18 protein-coding genes are annotated in these 17,022 nt (G+C 67.5%); 6 read left to right on the top strand and 12 right to left on the bottom strand.

The genetic code is table 11. The features are described from left to right. Nucleotides 1-236: 236 nt before the first annotated feature. The 4 genes from QGN17_RS11865 to QGN17_RS11880 all read left to right on the top strand — a co-directional run bounded on the left by QGN17_RS11865 (nt 237) and on the right by QGN17_RS11880 (nt 3,033). Complete coding sequence (locus QGN17_RS11865; RefSeq protein ID WP_022691302.1) at nt 237-407, top strand: NepR family anti-sigma factor; 171 nt, start codon at nt 237-239, stop codon at nt 405-407. Between the two features lie 52 nt (nt 408-459). Continuing rightward, nucleotides 460-1,986: a sensor histidine kinase gene (locus QGN17_RS11870; RefSeq protein ID WP_281044693.1), complete on the top strand. Its 1,527-nt coding sequence runs from the start codon at nt 460-462 to the stop codon at nt 1,984-1,986. Nucleotides 1,987-2,279: 293 nt separating this feature from the next. Beyond that, entirely contained in the window at nt 2,280-2,417 is a 138-nt protein-coding gene (locus tag QGN17_RS11875) for an entericidin A/B family lipoprotein (protein ID WP_281044694.1), read from the top strand. Between the two features lie 253 nt (nt 2,418-2,670). Next, nucleotides 2,671-3,033, top strand: a complete 363-nt coding sequence (locus QGN17_RS11880) for a hypothetical protein (RefSeq protein WP_281044695.1) — start codon at nt 2,671-2,673, stop codon at nt 3,031-3,033. On the opposite strand, the gene tatC is transcribed toward QGN17_RS11880, so the two are convergent. The 9 genes from tatC to QGN17_RS11925 form a co-directional block, all read right to left on the bottom strand. Further along, entirely contained in the window at nt 3,030-3,794 is a 765-nt protein-coding gene (gene tatC / locus QGN17_RS11885) for a twin-arginine translocase subunit TatC (RefSeq protein ID WP_281044696.1), read from the bottom strand. The two genes, QGN17_RS11880 and tatC, sit on opposite strands and share 4 nt — an antisense overlap. A gap of 4 nt (nt 3,795-3,798) precedes the next feature. Then, entirely contained in the window at nt 3,799-4,182 is a 384-nt protein-coding gene (tatB, locus tag QGN17_RS11890; RefSeq protein ID WP_281044697.1) for a Sec-independent protein translocase protein TatB, read from the bottom strand. A gap of 26 nt (nt 4,183-4,208) precedes the next feature. Then, the gene (locus QGN17_RS11895) at nt 4,209-4,469 is read right to left on the bottom strand and encodes a Sec-independent protein translocase subunit TatA (RefSeq protein ID WP_281044698.1); all 261 of its coding nucleotides are present in this window, start codon (nt 4,467-4,469) and stop codon (nt 4,209-4,211) included. Nucleotides 4,470-4,496: 27 nt separating this feature from the next. Beyond that, entirely contained in the window at nt 4,497-5,069 is a 573-nt protein-coding gene (gene scpB, locus QGN17_RS11900) for an SMC-Scp complex subunit ScpB (protein ID WP_281044699.1), read from the bottom strand. Then, nucleotides 5,066-5,794, bottom strand: a complete 729-nt coding sequence (locus QGN17_RS11905) for a segregation and condensation protein A (RefSeq protein WP_281044700.1) — start codon at nt 5,792-5,794, stop codon at nt 5,066-5,068. The genes scpB and QGN17_RS11905 overlap by 4 nt, the downstream gene beginning before the upstream one ends. 22 nt (nt 5,795-5,816) lie before the next feature. Continuing rightward, nucleotides 5,817-6,824 (bottom strand): beta-N-acetylhexosaminidase, encoded by a 1,008-nt coding sequence (nagZ, locus tag QGN17_RS11910; protein WP_281044701.1) that lies wholly within the window; start codon nt 6,822-6,824, stop codon nt 5,817-5,819. Between the two features lie 18 nt (nt 6,825-6,842). After that, nucleotides 6,843-7,613 (bottom strand): SPOR domain-containing protein, encoded by a 771-nt coding sequence (locus QGN17_RS11915; RefSeq protein WP_281044702.1) that lies wholly within the window; start codon nt 7,611-7,613, stop codon nt 6,843-6,845. A gap of 5 nt (nt 7,614-7,618) precedes the next feature. Continuing rightward, on the bottom strand, nt 7,619-9,343 hold the full coding sequence (gene argS, locus QGN17_RS11920; RefSeq protein ID WP_281044703.1) for an arginine--tRNA ligase: 1,725 nt from the start codon (nt 9,341-9,343) through the stop codon (nt 7,619-7,621). A gap of 84 nt (nt 9,344-9,427) precedes the next feature. Beyond that, entirely contained in the window at nt 9,428-10,369 is a 942-nt protein-coding gene (locus QGN17_RS11925; protein ID WP_281044704.1) for a homocysteine S-methyltransferase family protein, read from the bottom strand. Between the two features lie 194 nt (nt 10,370-10,563). Here QGN17_RS11925 and QGN17_RS11930 point away from each other — a divergent pair, with 194 nt between their 5' ends. After that, the gene (locus tag QGN17_RS11930; protein WP_281044705.1) at nt 10,564-11,394 is read left to right on the top strand and encodes a hypothetical protein; all 831 of its coding nucleotides are present in this window, start codon (nt 10,564-10,566) and stop codon (nt 11,392-11,394) included. A 64-nt stretch (nt 11,395-11,458) separates the two neighbouring features. On the opposite strand, the gene QGN17_RS11935 is transcribed toward QGN17_RS11930, so the two are convergent. Beyond that, nucleotides 11,459-12,625, bottom strand: coding sequence for a deoxyguanosinetriphosphate triphosphohydrolase (locus tag QGN17_RS11935; protein ID WP_281044706.1), 1,167 nt, complete (start codon nt 12,623-12,625; stop codon nt 11,459-11,461). Then, nucleotides 12,622-14,781, bottom strand: a complete 2,160-nt coding sequence (locus QGN17_RS11940; RefSeq protein ID WP_281044707.1) for an SPOR domain-containing protein — start codon at nt 14,779-14,781, stop codon at nt 12,622-12,624. The genes QGN17_RS11935 and QGN17_RS11940 overlap by 4 nt, the downstream gene beginning before the upstream one ends. A gap of 183 nt (nt 14,782-14,964) precedes the next feature. Between QGN17_RS11940 and QGN17_RS11945 the strand changes: the two genes are divergently transcribed. Then, complete coding sequence (locus QGN17_RS11945) at nt 14,965-15,684, top strand: hypothetical protein (RefSeq protein WP_281044708.1); 720 nt, start codon at nt 14,965-14,967, stop codon at nt 15,682-15,684. On the opposite strand, the gene QGN17_RS11950 is transcribed toward QGN17_RS11945, so the two are convergent. Then, a complete protein-coding gene (locus tag QGN17_RS11950) occupies nt 15,618-16,835 on the bottom strand; it encodes a GGDEF domain-containing protein (protein ID WP_281044709.1) in 1,218 nt (405 codons plus the stop codon). The two genes, QGN17_RS11945 and QGN17_RS11950, sit on opposite strands and share 67 nt — an antisense overlap. Nucleotides 16,836-17,022: the final 187 nt, after the last annotated feature.

Below are 17,022 nucleotides of genomic sequence, written 5' to 3' on the forward strand. Positions count from 1 at the left end.
AAGCCGCTGTCGAGTGCGCCCTCCCCCGGACGATCGCCCCCTTGAACGAAACGATCATCGAAGGTGGAACCATCCTGCGACTTTTTTGTTTCCACGGCCACGCGAGGATTTTATCGCAGGTGATGCGAACGCCGAAACAATCGGCCTCGCGAGCCGTTTGGTGAGTGGTTTGGTATTCGGGATTCGCGTTCGGTGATTATGGTTTCATCATCGACAGGGGACGGGGCAGATTGGCGTTGAGCGACGGTAACAAGAGCAAGCGCAGCGCCAAGGGGTCGTCGCAATCCGGCGCGGACGGCAAAGGCGCCGACCGTGACGTCGGCCATGCCCTGCGCTCGGTCTATTCCAAGACGGTGAGCGAGGAGATTCCATCGGAGCTGCTCGATCTGCTGGGCAAGCTCAGCTAGAGGCGTGCCGCCCGAGACAGCCTTGCATCCCACGCCGTCACCATCGCCAGCCGTGCGGCTGTTCGCGCGCCTGTCGACCAGCCTGAAGATCCTGATCGTACTCAGCCTGGCGCTGCTGCCGCTGGGCATGATCGCCTCGCTCGCCTCGCTGGAAACCGCGTCGGCCAACCGCACGAACCGCGAAGCCGCCGCGCGTCTGCTCGCTACCGACAGCGCCGAGCGCTTCAACCTGATGGTCGATCGCACGGCGGGCATTCTCCATGGCGCCCAGCGCGAGGGCGCGACAGGATGCCTCCATGCATCCGGCACGATCGGTGGCGGAACGGCGGTGGCGCTGTTCGACGCCTTCGGCAAGCCGCTCTGCGCGACCGGGAAAATGCCCGTCATCCTGCCGAGCCGCCCGAATACAGTAACGCCGATCGTCACCATCGCGCCGGACGGCCAATCGCTCCGCCTGATCACGAGCACGATGGAATTGCCAGGCTTCGCGGTTGCGGTACTGCCGCGCAATTTCGTGACCGCCGCGACGCATCCGCACGCGCTCGACGGCAGCTATTCGCTCCACGCCAGCGACGATGCCGGCCACGTGCTGACGATGGCGACGATCGAGTCGATGCCCATCGGGCGCGAAACGCTGGCCGCGCAGCCGGTCGCGAGCAACCAGCTGCGCATTACGATGTCGGTGGCCAGCCCCCCGCTCAGTGCCAACGAGATACTGCTCACCCTGCTGCCGATCCTCATGTGGGTGGCGGGCGCCGCGATCGGCTGGTTGGTCGTCGATCGCCTGATCCTGCGACCGCTCGAATCGATGCAGGAGGCGATCGACACCTATCGCCTGACCGGTCGCTTCGTGCCGCCGCCGCTCACCACGCCCGCCTTCGAGATCCGCACGCTGGGCCGCGCCTTCCAGCTCGCGGCGCAGACCATCACCCGCCACGAGGCGGATCTGGAGGACGGCCTCGCCCGCCAGACCCGCCTGACGCGGGAGGTGCACCATCGCGTGAAGAACAACCTGCAGGTGGTCGCAAGCCTGCTCAATATCCACGCCCGAGGCGCTCCCACACCCGAGGCAGCCGACGCCTACGCCACCATCCAGCGCCGCGTCGATGCACTCGCTCTTGTCCATCGCAGCCATTATGCGGAGCTGGAGGTCAATCACGGCATCGCGTTGCGTCCGCTGATCGGCGAGATCGCGGCGAACCTGCGCGGATCGCTGCAATCCGGCATCAAACCGCCGGCGATCACGCTGCAGATCGGCCTCTTCCACGCCAATCAGGATGTCGCGGTGTCGGTCGCCTTCCTGCTCGTCGAGGTGATCGAGACGGCGATGACGCGTCTGCCCGGCACCAGCATCGCGATCACGCTGGAGGCGGTGCCGGAAAAACCCGATCGCGCCCGCCTTGCGGTTCGCTCTCCGGCGCTCGATCGCGACGTTGCGCCCATCGATTCGCAGTTCGAGCTGTTCGAGCGCGTGATCGGCGGCCTCTCGCGCCAGCTCCGCGCGCCGCTGGAGCGCGACGACGCGCAGGGACTGGTTGCCATCGAAATCAGCGTGATGACCGAACCCACCGGGGCTTGACACGGCCCGGCTCGGCAAGCGGCCAAAAATTTTCGCATCGGCCCGGAACCAGCCTCGTCCCGGCCCGTTTTACACCCCGGATAGCGACCTTTTGCCCCCCCGCTCTCGCTATCCAGAACAAAACTGGGCCCGGCCGCTCCATCACCCCCCCGATGGCGCGACCGGGTCCAAAATTTTTCGGGGCATATCGGTCACACCCACCGCGTTCCCGAAAGCCTTGCGGAACCATTGTTTCGGGGGCGCATTGTCTCTGGCGCGGCGGCTGTTACGCCGTCTGGAAAGGGAGATTTCCAATGGTTCGCAAGATCGTCACCGTCGGCCTGCTCGCCGGCATGTTCACCCTCGCCGCCTGCAACACCGTCGCAGGCGCCGGTAAGGACGTGTCGTCGGTCGGTAACGCCACCACCAAGGCGGCCGACAAGGCGAAATAAGCCTGGGCTTTTCGCAGGACGGAAGGGCGTCGCCGGACATGCCGGCGGCGCCCTTCTTGCATTCTCAGTCCGGCCGTGGCGTTTGCTTGACTCATAATTCTACATATGTTGTTCTGATTGTATCGACAACGGATGGCGGAGATGGTCCATGACAATGCCAGCCCTCATGCTTGCCCTCGTTGCAGGCATCGCGAACCCTGCGCAGGCCTCCACTGCCCCCATACTCGGCCAATGGAGAATCGATCTCACGTCCATGCCGATCCCACCCGAGGCACGCCCCAAGTCCGTCACCGCCGAGTTCGCCGATGCGGGCGACGGCTTTTGGCTCACCACATATGTGATTGCCGGGCGTGACGGCGGCGAGCGGCGCATGACATCGCGCGAGCGGCTGGACGGGAAGGCCGTGCCGATCGAGGGGGACACCGTTGAGGCGGACAGCGTCGCCATGTCCATGCCCGCGCCGGGCGTGCTGGTAATGGGCTTGGGCAAGGACGGCCGGCCCGGATCGGTCCGCACCTACACCGTCGCGCCGGACGGCCGTTCGATGACGGAGAGCGCTGTGAACGTCGGCGACGACGGCAAGCCGTTCGTCCGCACCTTCCGCTGGGTGCGCTAGGCGGTCGCCTCGCGGGCGCGCTTACGCTCGGTGAACCAGATCAGGATCAGCGCCAACTCGAACAGCAGGCAGAGCGGCACCGCAAGCAAGAGCATCGAGATGGCATCCGGCGGGCTCAGCACCGCGGCCACGCCGAAGGAGGCGACGTAGCAATAGCGGCGCCCCTTGCTCAGCTGCAGCCGGGTCACGATGCCCGCCGTCTCCAGCAGCATCAGCAGCACCGGCAGCAGGAAGGCCACGCCGAAGCCGAACAGGAACTTGGTGACGAAGCTCAGATAATTGCCGATCGCGGGCAGCGCCTCCTGCTGCACGCCACCGACGTTGCCGTTGTAGCCGAGCAGGAAATGCAGCGCCAAGGGCATGGCGAGATAATAGGCCATCGCCGCCCCGCCCAGGAACAACACGGGCGTCAGCAGCAGGAAAGGCCTGAGCGCGCGCTTTTCCTTGGCGTAGAGGCCGGGCGCGACGAAACGCCAGATCTGGTTCGCCACGATCGGGAAGCTCAGCATCAGCGCCGAGAAGAAGGCCACCTTCATCTGCGCGAAGAAGGCCTCAAACACGTCGGTGTAGATCAGCTTGCCCTGCCCGGCATGGAGCAATGGCTGCACCAGGAAGGCGAAGATCGGCTTCGCGAAATAGAGGCAGACCAGAAAGCAGGCGCCCAGTGCCAGGAAGCTCCAGATCAGCCGTCTGCGCAGTTCGATCAGGTGATCGAGCAGCGGCGCGCGCGTATCGTCGAGTTCGTCGTCCCCCGCAGCCATCGGATCAGGCCTCGGGCGGCTGGCGGACAGGAGCAGCCGGCTCCAGCGGGGGCTCGACCGGGTGCGGCGCTTCACCGGCCTCCGCCGCCACAGCCGGCCTTGCGGCCGGAGCCGGCAAGGCTTCGGCCGGCGCAGTGGTGCCGGAGATCAGATCGGCATGCTCGCGCATGATCCGCTCGTTCTCCGCCTTCCACTTCTGCTCCATCTCGGCAAGTTCGGCTTCGCGGATCATCTCGTCCATCGCAGAGCGGAAATGGCGCGCCATCGCGCGCCCCTTGCCGACCCATTGGCCCACGACGCGCATGACGCGCGGCAGATCCTTCGGCCCGATGAAGACGATCGCGACCAGCGCGAAGATCAACAGGTGAGTCGGCGCAAAATCGAACATCGATTACCCCCGGCAGGCCCGCCCGTTCAGGGCTGGCTGGGCCGGTCGTCGCGCATCGGCTGCAGATCGTGGTCCTTGTTCGGCTCGATCGGCGGCTGCTGCTGAAGCTGGGCCGCGGGCTTGGCCGGCGCGGGGCGATGATCGTCGTCCTCGTCGGCCATGCCCTTCTTGAAGCTCTTCAGCCCCTTGGCGACATCGCCCATCATCGACGGGAATCGACCGCCGCCAAACAGCACGATCGCGATGATCCCGAGGATGATCCAGTGGATTGGTGATCCGAAACCCATGATGCCTACTCCGAATATCGGGCCTATCTAGTCTTCATCGCCGCCGGTTTCCACCTCGACGTGCATCAGCATGTCATCGACCGGATCGAGCAGGCCGGCGGCGCGCAGATCGTCGATGCCGGGCAGGTCCCGCCGGCTCTGCAAACCGAAGTGCGTGAGAAAGCCCGGCGTCGTGGCGTAGATGAGCGGACGCCCCGGCACTTCGCGCCGGCCGGCGGGGCGCACCCAGCCCGCCTCCATCAGCACGTCGAGCGTGCCTTTGCTGATCTGCACACCGCGGATCGCTTCGATCTCGGCGCGGCTGACCGGCTCGTGATAGGCGATGATGGCAAGCGTCTCGATCGCCGCGCGGCTGAGCTTGCGCGGTTCCTCGCGGGTCCGGCGCAAGATGTGCGCGAGGTCCGGCGCGGTCTGGAAATGCCAGCGCCCCCCGCGCTCGACCGGGTGAATGCCACGATCCGCATAGCTTTCCACCAGCGCGGCAAGACCGGCGGCAACGTCCACGCCCTCGCCCGCCGCCGCCTCGATCTCGGCCCTGGTGAGCGGATTATCGGCGGCGAACAGCACCGCCTCCACCGCGCGTTCGTGGTGAGAGATCACGCCGCCCGCACCCAGAGCGTGTCGAAGGCGCCCTCCTGCCGCAGTTCCAGCCGGCCCTGCTTGGCGAGTTCCAGCATCGCGAGAAAGCTGGACGCGCGCGATGATCGCGCCAGTTGAGGATCGAGCGTGGCGGGCAGGAAGCGCTCCAGCGCCGTCCAGTCCATCGCAGCCCCAAGCATCGCCTCGACCCGCTGCAGCGCCGCCTCCAGCGACATCACCGGGCGGCGCGAGACGACATGCATCACCGGCTTGTTACGCGCGGTGATGGCGCCATAGGCCGCGATCAGGTCGAACAGTTCGGCCTGCCAAGCGGCCTTGCGAATCACCTTGAGGCCTTCCGGGGCGCCGCGCTCGAAGACATCGCGGCCGATCCGGTCGCGCCCCATCAGCCGCGCCCCCGCCTCGCGCATCGCGTCGAGCCGCTGCAGACGCAGTTGCAGGCGCAGCGCCAGTTCTTCAGGGGACGGCTCGACCTCAGGATCGCGCGGCAGCAGCAGCCCGGATTTGAGATAGGCCAGCCAGGCCGCCATCACGAGATAGTCGGCCGCCAGCTCCAGCTTGAGCTGCTTGGCGCTCTCGATGAACTCCAGATACTGCTCGACCAAGGCGAGGATCGACAGCTCACGCAGATCCACCTTCTGCTGGCGGGCGAGCGCGAGCAACAGGTCGAGCGGGCCTTCCCAACCGTCGATGTCGATCGTGAGAGTGTCGTCGCCCGCGTCCATTGGGCGTCAAGCTAGCAAAGCGTCAGGCGAGCGCCAGCAACGAATCGCGCTTGGCGGCCAGTTCCTCGAAACTCTCGTCCGACGCCTGTGTCGCGATCGTCGCCATCGCGCGCTGCAGGCGATCATAGCTCGCTTCGGGGATCGGCCCGAGCGCGCCCGCCACCGCCTCCATCTCGGCCATCTCGCCCGAACAGTGGAGCGCGATGTCCGTGCCCGCCGCCACCGCGCCCGCCGCCCGCGCGCCGAAATCGCCGGACAGAGCGTGCATGCCGAGATCGTCGGACATCAGCAGCCCGTCGAAGCCGATCCGGCTGCGGATGATCTCCTGCACGATGATCGGAGACTGGCTGGCCGGCCGCTCGGCATCCCAGGCGGCATAGACAAGGTGGGCGGTCATCCCCATCGGCGCGTCGTTGAGCTGGCGGAAAGGCTGGATGTCCTCGGCCAATTCGTCGTCGGTCGCCTCGATCACCGGCAGCGCCTTGTGCGTATCGAGATGGGTGCGGCCGTGGCCGGGCATGTGCTTCACCACGCCGACCACCCCACCTTCGCGCAGGCCGTCGATCACCAATCGTCCGAGCGAAGCGACCTGCTTCGGCTCGGTGCCGAGCGCCCGATCACCGATCACCGCATCCGCATCGGGGCGGCGAACGTCGAGCAAGGGCAGGCAATCCACGTTGACGCCCACCTCGCGCAGCATCACCGCGATCGCCTTGGCGTTGACCCGCGCCGCCTCCATCGCGGAGACCGGCGCCTTGTCCCACAACCGGGCAAAGGCCTCGCCCGCCGGCAGCTTGGGCCATTCGGGCGGCGCCATGCGCTGCACCCGGCCGCCTTCCTGGTCGATCAGGATCGGCACGTCATCGCGCCCGATCAGGCTGCGCAGTTCGTCCGTCAGAGCCTTCATCTGCGCGCGGTCGCCGCAGTTGCGCCTGAACAGGATGAAGCCAGCGGGATCGGCCGAGCGGAAGAAGCTCCGCTCGGCATCGGTCAGCGCGAGGCCGGAAAGGCCGAAGAAAGCGGGGATCATATGGTCAGGCGCTAGGCCTCACCGCACGACGGTGCAAGCCTCGCCCGCCACCTTCAGCTTCGAGCAGACCGACGAAGCCTCTCCACCCGCCGCAGCGCGCAGGCGGTAATAGGTCTTGCCGTTGACGTCCGCCTTCACCACCGAATGCTGGAGCGCGCCCAGATAGCCGTAACGACCCGACAACGATTTCCACGCCGCATTGGCTGCCGCCTCGCTGGGCAGCGCGCCGAGCTGGATCGTGCCGCCGGCGACGGGGGCTTCCGCCACCTTGGCGGGCGCGGGCGTCGGAGCCGCCGGCTTGGGCGCCGGGGCCGGAGCGGCCTTGACCGGAGCCGGGATCGTCTTGGCGGTCTCGACCGGCTTGGCCGGGGCAGGCGCCGGAGCGGCGGGTTGCGGGGCCGGCGTGCCCTTGGCGATCGGCGCCTCGGGAACCTTGGAGAGATCGATCTTGGCGTTGGGATCGGCGCCCTCGCTCGCGGCATAGGCGCTGTCGCCCTGGCCCTTGACCTGCATGCCGCCTTCTTCGGCGGGCTTGGTCTTGTACGGGCCGGGCTGCGCAGCGATCGTCGGCGGGCCACCATCGGCGGTCTGGACCGGGCCGGAGACGCGCTGCTTGAGCCAGTAGACGCCGCCGACGACGCAACCGAGGATCGCGAGGGCCGCGATCAGGCCCGCGATCAGGCGACCGGCGGAGACGCCCTCCTCAGCCGTCTCGTCCTCGACCGGCTCCAGCCAGGGTAGCCGATCTTCCTCGGCATTACCCCCCATGCTCCGCCCCGAATCCGACATTTCGCCTACATCTCCTCGGCCGCGGCGACCCCCATGATCGACAGGCCATTTCTTAATATCTGCCCGATCCCTTCGGCGAGGGAAAGCCTCGCCTGTGTCGTATCGGGATCATCCTGCACCAAAAAGCGACGATCGGGCCGGTCGTTGCCCCGATTCCACAGCGCGTGGAAAGCTGCCGCCAGATCATAGAGATAGAAAGCGATGCGGTGCGGCTCGCGCGTGCCCGCCGCCTGCTCGACGATGCGCGGGAACTGAGCGGCAAGCTTCACCAGCCCCCATTCCTCGTCGTCCAGCCGCGAAAGATCGGCGCCGGCTGCCTCCAGCCCCATCTCGCCCTTCGCCTTGCGCTGCACCGAGCGGACGCGGGCGTGGGCGTACTGGACGTAGAAGACCGGATTGTCCTTCGACGCCTCCACCACCTTGGCGAAATCGAAATCCATCTGCGCGTCAGCCTTGCGGGTGAGCATGGTGAAGCGCACCACGTCGCGGCCCACCTCGTTCACCACGTCGGCCAGCGTCACGAACTGGCCCGAGCGCTTGGACATCTTCACCGGCTCGCCGTTGCGCAGCAGCTTGACCATCTGCACCAGCTTCACGTCGAAGCGCTTGCCGCCGGTGAGCGCCTGCACCGCCGCCTGGATGCGCTTGACGGTGCCGGCATGGTCGGCACCCCAGATGTCGATCAGTTCGTCCGCCTCGGCCGCCTTCTGCGCGTGGTAGGCGAGATCGGTGCCGAAATAGGTGAGTCCACCATCGGACTTGCGCACCGGGCGATCCTGATCGTCTCCGAACTCGGTGGCGCGGAACAGGGTCATCTCGGTCGGCTCCCAATCGTCGGGAAGCTCGCCCTTGGGAGGCTCCAGCACGCCCTGATAGAGCAGGCCCTTGGCGGTCAGATCGGCGAAGGCGGCATCCACCTTGCCGGCCTTCTGCACGCCGGCTTCCGACGCGAAGATGTCGTGATGGATGCCGAGCAGGGCGAGGTCCGCCCGGATCATGTCCATCATCGCGGCGACCGCCTTCTCGCGGAACAGGTCGAGCCACTCGCTCTCCGGCGCCGTCGCATACTGCGTGCCGAACTCGGCGGCGAGTGCGGCGCCGACCGGCTTCAGGTAATCCCCCGGATAGAAACCCTCGGGGATCTCGCCGATATCCTCGCCCAGCGCTTCCCGATACCGCAAATGTGCCGAGCGGCCGAGCGTCTGCACCTGCGCGCCGGCGTCGTTGACGTAATATTCGCGCGTCACCGGATGGCCGACGAAGGCGAGCAGGCTGGCGAGCGCATCGCCCACCACCGCACCCCGGCAATGGCCCATGTGCATCGGTCCGGTCGGGTTGGCGGACACATACTCGACGTTGACGCGGTGGCCGTTGCCGGCGGTCGAGCGGCCGTAATCGCCGCCGCTGCCAAGGATTTCGGCCAGCTCGCCGCGCCACACGTCGGGCGCGAGGCGCATGTTGATGAAGCCGGGGCCGGCGATCTCGACGGCGGTGACGCCCGCTACCTGCTCCAGCTTCGGCGCGATCGCCTGTGCCAGCGCGCGCGGATTGGAGCCGGCCGGCTTGGCCAGCACCATCGCGGCGTTGGTGGAGAGATCGCCATGGCTCGGATCGCGCGGCGGTTCGATCGACACGGCGCGTCGCGACAGCCCGGTGGGGATGGTCCCTTCCGTCTCAAGCTGATCGAGAATGCGGCCGATCTCCTCGGCGAAGCGGATGTAGAGCGTCACGGGCGGTCTTTTCTGGTGATGGTCAAGGCCCGCGCCCTTAGCGCGGGGGGGCCGGGGGAGCAAATGCCCGTAGAAGGGAGACGCCTATCGTGGCGCCCGGCGCACATTCCCCGCGATCTGATCGAGGTGGTTGGCCCATGTACCGCAGCAACCGCCGAAGATGTCGATATGGGGATAGCGTTCCGCCAGCGCGCCGATGCGCTGACCGAGATCGACGGGGTCGCCCTCCTCCAGATGTCCGATCGAACATAGTTCGATCTTGTCCTTCGCGCTCGCATTCGGCCTCAGGCTGCGCACGCGCCCGATCCAGTCGCCCGGCTCCAGCGCCGGCTCGAACTCGATCGGGTGCGAGCAGTTGATGCCATAATAGTCCGGTCTCGCTTCGCCCGCCTGCGCATCGACAGCCTCGATCGCATCCCTCAGGCCAGGCCCGGACTTGAGTCGGTGATTGCCGTCGAGCATGAAGGAAACGCCAAGCGGCACCCCGATCCGCGCCGCCGCCCGCGCAACACCCAGCGCCTCGGCTATCGTGTTGAACGTCGCCGCCCAGACGAAATCCACGCCGACACCCGCCAGCACATCGAGCTGGAAGCTGTGATACTCCTCGGCCTCGTCGGCCGTGATCGTCCGGTTGAGCGAATAGGCATCGCCGCGCGGGCCGACCTGCCCGCCGATTAGGATGCCGGGCACCTGCCCCTCATAAGGCCGCGCGACATCTCGAAGGAAGTCGATCGATCGTTCGAGCGCATCGGCGAGTCCATCGCGGGAGTAACCAAGCCTCTCGCCCCAATCCGGGCTGCCCCGATAATCGAGGCCGGAGAGCATCGCGATGAAACCATGCTCGGCGGCCACGTCGAGCACCCGGCCGTACATGGCCTTCAGATCGGACATCGCTGCCGGGTTATCCAGCAGCGGGTACATGGCAAATTCGGGAAGATCATACCCGTGCCGATACTGGATCTCGGTCTCCTGGCCGCCTTCGGTCAGATAGAAGACGCCTTCGCGTTGCGGCGCAAACCCTGCCATGGCCTTCCCGCTTTCATCAGCCCGGTACAATATCATCCGGGTCATCCGGCTGCACCTGATCAGAGGTATTACACGGCCTATACCGGTCAGCGCCTTACCCAGGCCGGGCAACAGCGCCGAATTCTGGTGCCCGCATTGACGCAGCAGGCTTAAACCATAGCATGTTTCCGATCTCTTTTTCGGGAGTGCATGTCGTGGCGTTCGTCTCAACCGGAAAATCGATTCTCATCGGCAGCTTTCTCGTGGCTTTACTGCCGCTCGAGGCCAGCATCGCCGCACAATCGGCGGACGATGCGCCCGCGTCGGAATCCTTCGCCGCGGTGCGGACCTACAGCATCGCGCTGCTCGGGCGCTATCGCGATACCGGCGTGCCGCGCTGGGAAAGCCCGCTCTGCGTCGTCCAGTACGGGCTGGATCCGGCCGGCCAGAAGCGCTTCGTCGATCGGCTGGCGCAGGTCGGCAAGCCGCTGCACGTCGCCGTCGATCGCGGCAAGTGCAAGCCCAACGTCACCATCGTCTACAGTTCCAGCCCGGCCGCCGACGCAGCCGATATCGCCACCCGCAAGGCGGACTATATCCGCGATCACAGACCCGACGGCATCGATCGCTTCCGCGCGGCAACGGATGCGATCGACTGGATCGCGCTCGCGTTGCCGACTACGGCGGAAGGCTATCGCGTCGTGGAAGCCGGCTCCGGCCGCCTGCCCAATTCGCATATCGAGCGGCCGACACGATCGGTGGCGGTGGAGACCTTCATCATCGTCGATGCCGCCAAGGCCCGGTCGATGGCACCCGCCCAGCTGTTCGACTGCCTGACCATGATCACGCTGAGCAGCCCCAGGATTGGTGGAATTCCGGACAATTCCGTGCTGCAGCTCGCGAACGAGCCGCCCGCCAAGGCGCCGCCCGAAATGACGCCGGAGGATCGCGCCTACCTGACCGCGCTCGGATCGATCGCCAAGCAGCCCGATCTATCGCACCAGCGCGAAGCGATCGAGACAAGGATGGCCGGCATATTGGGCTAAGGGCCTGTCTGGAAATGCGCGGAAGCGCGCATTTAGAGGTCGCGCCAGCCCGCTCCGGCGCCGATCAGAACCCCTCCGGCATCTCCACCGGGCCGACCAGCTCGGTGTGCCGCGCGATGGCGTAGCGGTCGGTCATGCCGGCGATGAAGTCGGCGATGTGGCGGGTGCGGGCCGGCTCCTCCTCCGGCAGGCTCGCGCGCCAGTTGGGCGGCAGCCGCTCGGGATCGGCAATGTACGCCGCGATCAGGCGGGTGAGCAGCCCCCGCGCGACCTCCGCCACCTCCAGCTGCGAAGGGCTGTGGTAGAGCGTCGCGTACATGTATTTCTTGAGCGCACGCTCGTCGGCCGCCATCGCGGGCGAGAAGCCGACGAGCTGGCGCCCCGCCCGGCGCACCTCGTCCACCGACGCGACGCCGCTTTCCGCGATGCGGCGGCGGCTCTCCTCGATCACGTCGTTGACCATCGCCCCGATCTGGTCGCGCACCAGTTCGCGGCGCAGGCGATCGGGCCGCGCGCAATCGGGGTGCCGCGCCGTCACAGCCCGCCAGCGCTCGCCCACGAAGGGCACGGCGCACAGCTCATCGAGATCGAGCAGTCCGGCGCGCAGACCGTCGTCGATGTCGTGATTGTCGTACGCGATGTCGTCGGCGATGGCGGCGATCTGCGCCTCCAGCGACGGCCAACTGCCGAGATCGAGCGGGAAATCGGCATCGGCCTCCTGCATCGCCCATGTCGGATGGCGGACCGGGCCGTTATGCTTGGCCAGCCCCTCCAGCATGTCCCAGGTGAGGTTCAGGCCGTCCCACCCCGGATAGGGGCTTTCGAGCTTGGTCAGGATGCGCAGCGTGTGGGCGTTGTGATCGAAGCCGCCTGCCGCCATCGTCGCCGCCTTCAGCGCATCCTCGCCGGCATGGCCGAACGGCGGGTGGCCGATGTCGTGGGCGAGGCACAGCGCCTCGGTGAGATCCTCGTTCAGCCCGAGCGACCGCGCGATCGTGCGGCCGATCTGCGCGACTTCGAGGCTGTGCGTCAGTCGGACGCGGAAGTGGTCGCCGTCGGGTGCGACGAAAACCTGCGTCTTGTGGCGCAGCCGGCGGAAGGCGATGGCGTGGACGATCCGGTCGCGATCGCGCTGGAAGGCATCGCGGGGTCCACGCGTCTCGCCGCCCGGCTCCGGATGACGCCGGCCCCGGTTGGTGGCGGGATCGGCGGCGTAGGGCGCCAGCGTCATTGTCCGGTATCGACCTTGTCGACCTTCTGGCCCTTGCTGCTCTTGAAGGTGAAGCCGGACAGGCCCTTCGCCGCCATCTTGTTGACGAAGGCCTGCGCCTCCTCCTCCGTCTTGAAGGGGCCGACCAGCAGGCGATTGGTGGCACGCAGCGGCGTGGTGGAGGGCGTGTGGCCCTTCATCAGTTCCGGCGCCTTCTTCTTCACGCCGGCCCAGGCCTTGTCCATGTCGTCCTTGTTGGCGCCGCCCGCAACCTGGACGTAGATCCGTTCCGGATTGCCCTTTTCAGACTTGGCCGACTTCGCGGATTTCGACGACTTGCCATCGTCGGCATCGTCGCCCGATTTCGACTTCGCGCCCTTCTTCGTCTTGCTGCCGCTGTCGTCGTCCTTCGACGCGAGCTTGGTGCAAGTCGTCGACGGCTTCTTCTTCGCGCCGGCCTTGCCGCGGCTCTTCGTTTTGGTGGTGGGGGCGCAGTCCTCCGCATCGGCGTCGTCCTGCTTCGCCTTGCTGCTGCTCGCCGATTTGGTTTTGGAAGCGCCGTCATCGGCCGAGGCCACCGCCTTGCAGGTGGTCGCGGCCTTCTTCCTCGCAGCCGTCTTGCCGTGGATGCGGCTCTTCGCGGTGGGAACCGGCACGCAATCGTCGTTGTCGTCAGAGGCGTCGGCGATCCTGGCCTTGTCCTTCGCCGGCACCTTGCCGCGCGCCTTGGTATCGTCGTCGTCCGCGCCCGCGGTCTTCGAGGGCTTCTTCGTGTCGGCGTCGGCGACCTCTGTCTTGCCGTGTACGACCGGGGTGCCGACCGTCTTGACCGGCGCCGGCGCGGTGCGCGCGGGCCTGGCGGGAGCCTTGGCGACGGCATCGTGCGGCAGGTCGTAATGCCCCTGCGCCGCAGGCGTCGGCAGGTCGGCGGCGGCCGGCATCGGCGGACCCGCGACCGTCGCCTTGGCAGCCTCGGCCTGCGCCAGCTGTACCGGCTGGGGCGTCGGCACCGGTGCCGGTGCGGCCGTGGCGGCCGGTGCCGGCCGCGAGGCGGCGGGCGACGCGCTGGCCGTCGTCGCCGCGGCATCCGTCTTGGCCGGCGTCAGCGCGATCCCGGCGAGCGGTGCCCGCACATAGCGCGGCTGACCGAGCGCGAAAATCTGGTCACGATCGTTGATCGACACGCCTTCCGGCCGCTTCGTCACGCGCGACGACGACGGTGTCGCGGCGGCGACCTGCGTCGGCCTGGGCGCGAGCGTGGTGGCCGGCGCGGTCGGCACGGGCGTCGGCTTCGGCTGCTCCGCCTTCGTCGTCGCGGGCGGCGCGAGGTCGCTGCGCGGCGCCGGCGCATAGGTGGCCGGCGCACTCATGCTCGCCACCTGCGTGGGGGTGTAGGGTGTGGACGATGCCGGCATCTCGCCGAAATGCACCGCGCGCGCCTTGTCGGCCGGCGACAGGGTGGCGAGCCGTACGAGGAAGGGCTGCAGCATCGCCGCCTGCTGCGGCAGCATGATGCGGGTGATGTCGTTGGCGCCCTTGGCGTCGCCGTCCATCGCCAGCACGAAGGTCTGCGCGCGCCATCCAGCGATGTCGCGCTTGCGGATCAGCGGATCGAGCGTCGCGATCGCCGCCGCCTTCTGCCCCGATATACCCTGCGACAGAGCGAGCCGGCGCCGGGCGGTATCGTCTTCCGGATGCGCGGCGAGCACGGTGCGGTAATCCGCCTGCGCGCGCGCCTGATCGCCCGTCAGGTCATAAGCGAGGCCACGATCCTCCGCGAGATCGGCATCGGGCACGCCCAGCCGGCTGGCCTGCGCGAACAGGCGCAGCGCATCCTGCGGCTTTTCCAGCTGGACCAGCGCGGAGCCGAGCCCCGCCTTCACCCGCCCATCGTTCGGCGCGATCTCCTGCGCCTTGCCGAAGAAGCCGACCGCCGCATTGGGATCGCCGAGGAGCACCGCATTGTGGCCGGCGGCGGTGAGCGCGGCGAGGTTGTTCGGCTCGGTCGCCAGCGTGCGCAGCGCCTGGGCGAGCAGTTCGGCCGGATCGTCGCTCTGCGGCAGATGCTGGACGACCGCGCCGTCCGGATATTGCGCCAGCGCCGGAGTGGCGGCGGAGAGCAGCAGGATCGGTATCAGCAGCCGGCGGAAAGCGCCGGGCTTGGGCAGGTTCGGCATGGTGCACGGCTTTGGGGGAGGATGGGCGTGCGCGCAAGGGGTGTTGCCCTGCCCCACGCCGGACGGCGGGCCACTCGCGCCGATCGGATGGTAACCCTTCGTTTACCATATTGCGTAACGATGCTTACCAGACAGCCAAGGTGAGACAGGGTCATGAAGGGGAACGGGTACCACAGGCGCAGCATGACGCTGGCAACGGCGTTGCTGCTGGTCTCGTGCACGCATCGCAAGCCGGTCGCGGTGGAAACGCCGCCCGCCGTGGTGCCGGTGCCCAGGCCGGTGCTGGCCGCCAACCTTGCCGCCGTGGTGCCGCCGGCGATGGACGCCGCCGGACGCTACCGCACGATCAACTACGGCATCGATCCGATCCAGACCGAATGGCACGTCCGCGCCGCGCTCAACGTCGCGGCGCTGAGTTGCAGGAGCACGGCCGACAGCGCGCTGATCAACGCCTACAACGCGATGCTGACCAGCCAGAAGGCGGTTCTGGCGGTGGCGAACAAGACGGTCGAAGGCAAATTCCGCGCGGCCGGCGGCGACTGGCAGTCTGCCCACGACGCCTACATGACGCGGCTCTACAATTTCTTCTCGCAGCCCGCCGCCAAGGCGGACTTCTGCGCGGCAGCCGATCGCATCGCTCCGCAGGCGGCGGCACCGAGCGGCGGCTTCCAGGCCTTTGCGGCGCAGGCGCTGCCGGATCTGGAGGCGCCCTTCATCGAAACCTACCGGCAGGTCGATGCCTACAAGCTGGCGCTCGCCCGGTGGGAGGCGGGAGCGAAGACGCAGCTCGCCGCCGCGACGCCGACGTCCGTGGCGGGGCCGGCGCCGAAGCTCGGCTATGCCGACATGCGCGTGCTGCTCGCCTGGCAACCGGCGGACGGCGTGCGGGTCGCGGCCCGCTGAGCGGGCGCCTGATCGACAGCTTCGAACAGCTTGAGCGCGACGCGGTTGCGCCCGCCATGCTTGGCCTCATAGAGCGCGGCATCGGCGCGGCCGATCGCATCGTGCACCGAATAATCCGACACGACGGCCCCCGATACGCCAAAGCTCGCCGTGATGCGCGCATCGATGCCGGCCGCCCTGCCACCCTCGGCCTCCAGCGTGGCGCGGAGCGCTTCGGCGATGCGCAGGCTCTGCGCGGGTGACTGGCCGGGCAGGAACAGCAGGAATTCCTCTCCCCCGAACCGCGCGGCGATCCCTCCTTCGGGCAGACGTCCCCGGATGATCGCACCCAGCGCGCCGATCACGGCATCGCCCGCCATATGGCCGAAGCGGTCGTTCACCGCCTTGAAGCTGTCGATGTCGCAGGTGACGATACTTGTCGGCCGGTCCCGCCAGTCCGGCCGATCGATGATCGCTTCCTCGAAGCCACGGCGATTGAGCAGGCCGGACAGCGGATCGGTCATCGCCATCGTCCGGTACCGGGCAAGCACCGAGAGCGCGACGGCCGCCAGTCCGGCCATGGCGAAGATCACCCCGCACACCGATCCCAGCGCCTGCATCAGATAGGCGTAGCGCGAGGTCTGGAACGCCTCGACCTGCCCCGGCGCGGTGAAGAGCGAGCTGGCGCCGCGCACCACACTTTCGAACGTCACCATCCACGATGCACCCAGCAGCCAGCGATCGAACCGCCTGAGCCCTTTCCATCGCACGGCGAGCAGCGGCATCCCCAGCAGCAGCACGCAGCCGGCATCCGAGGCGAGCAGTTCGGCGTGGAGATCGTCGAAGCCGATGACGGCGATCATGCACAGGGCGATCGACGTGGCGCAGATGGCCAGCCGCCACCACAGCCAGCGGCGACCGACGCCGAAATGCTCCGCCGCCGCCTGCCCGAAGCACAGGAAGGAGATGGCGAACAGGATGTCGGTGACCCACGCGACCGCCGAATCCGAAAGCCCCATCGGCATCACCGGCAGGCCGAAGCCGCCCGCATTGCACAGGAAGGCGATGCCGAAGAACAAGGCGGAACGTTCGCCCCAGCGCGCGGCGATGAGAAAAGTGATGCCGAAGGTGATGTGCATCAACGGCAACTCGAATGCGAAACTGCCGTTCATGCTCGCCTGCGCCTACGCCTCCGTCCACCTGCCGTCGCGGGTTCGACAAAAGTTTTAGGGGGCTGTCCGTAAAGATTTGGCGAACGACGCCGTTCTTCTATGGTCGCGCGGTCGATCGGCGGCTCCAAGTCCTGCGAAACGCCCAACAGAAAGGGCGCCGGACCCTTTCGGATCCGACGCCCCGTCT

The organism is Sphingomonas oryzagri, assembly GCF_029906645.1.
In the GTDB taxonomy this organism is placed as follows: Bacteria; Pseudomonadota; Alphaproteobacteria; order Sphingomonadales; family Sphingomonadaceae; genus Solisphingomonas; species Solisphingomonas oryzagri.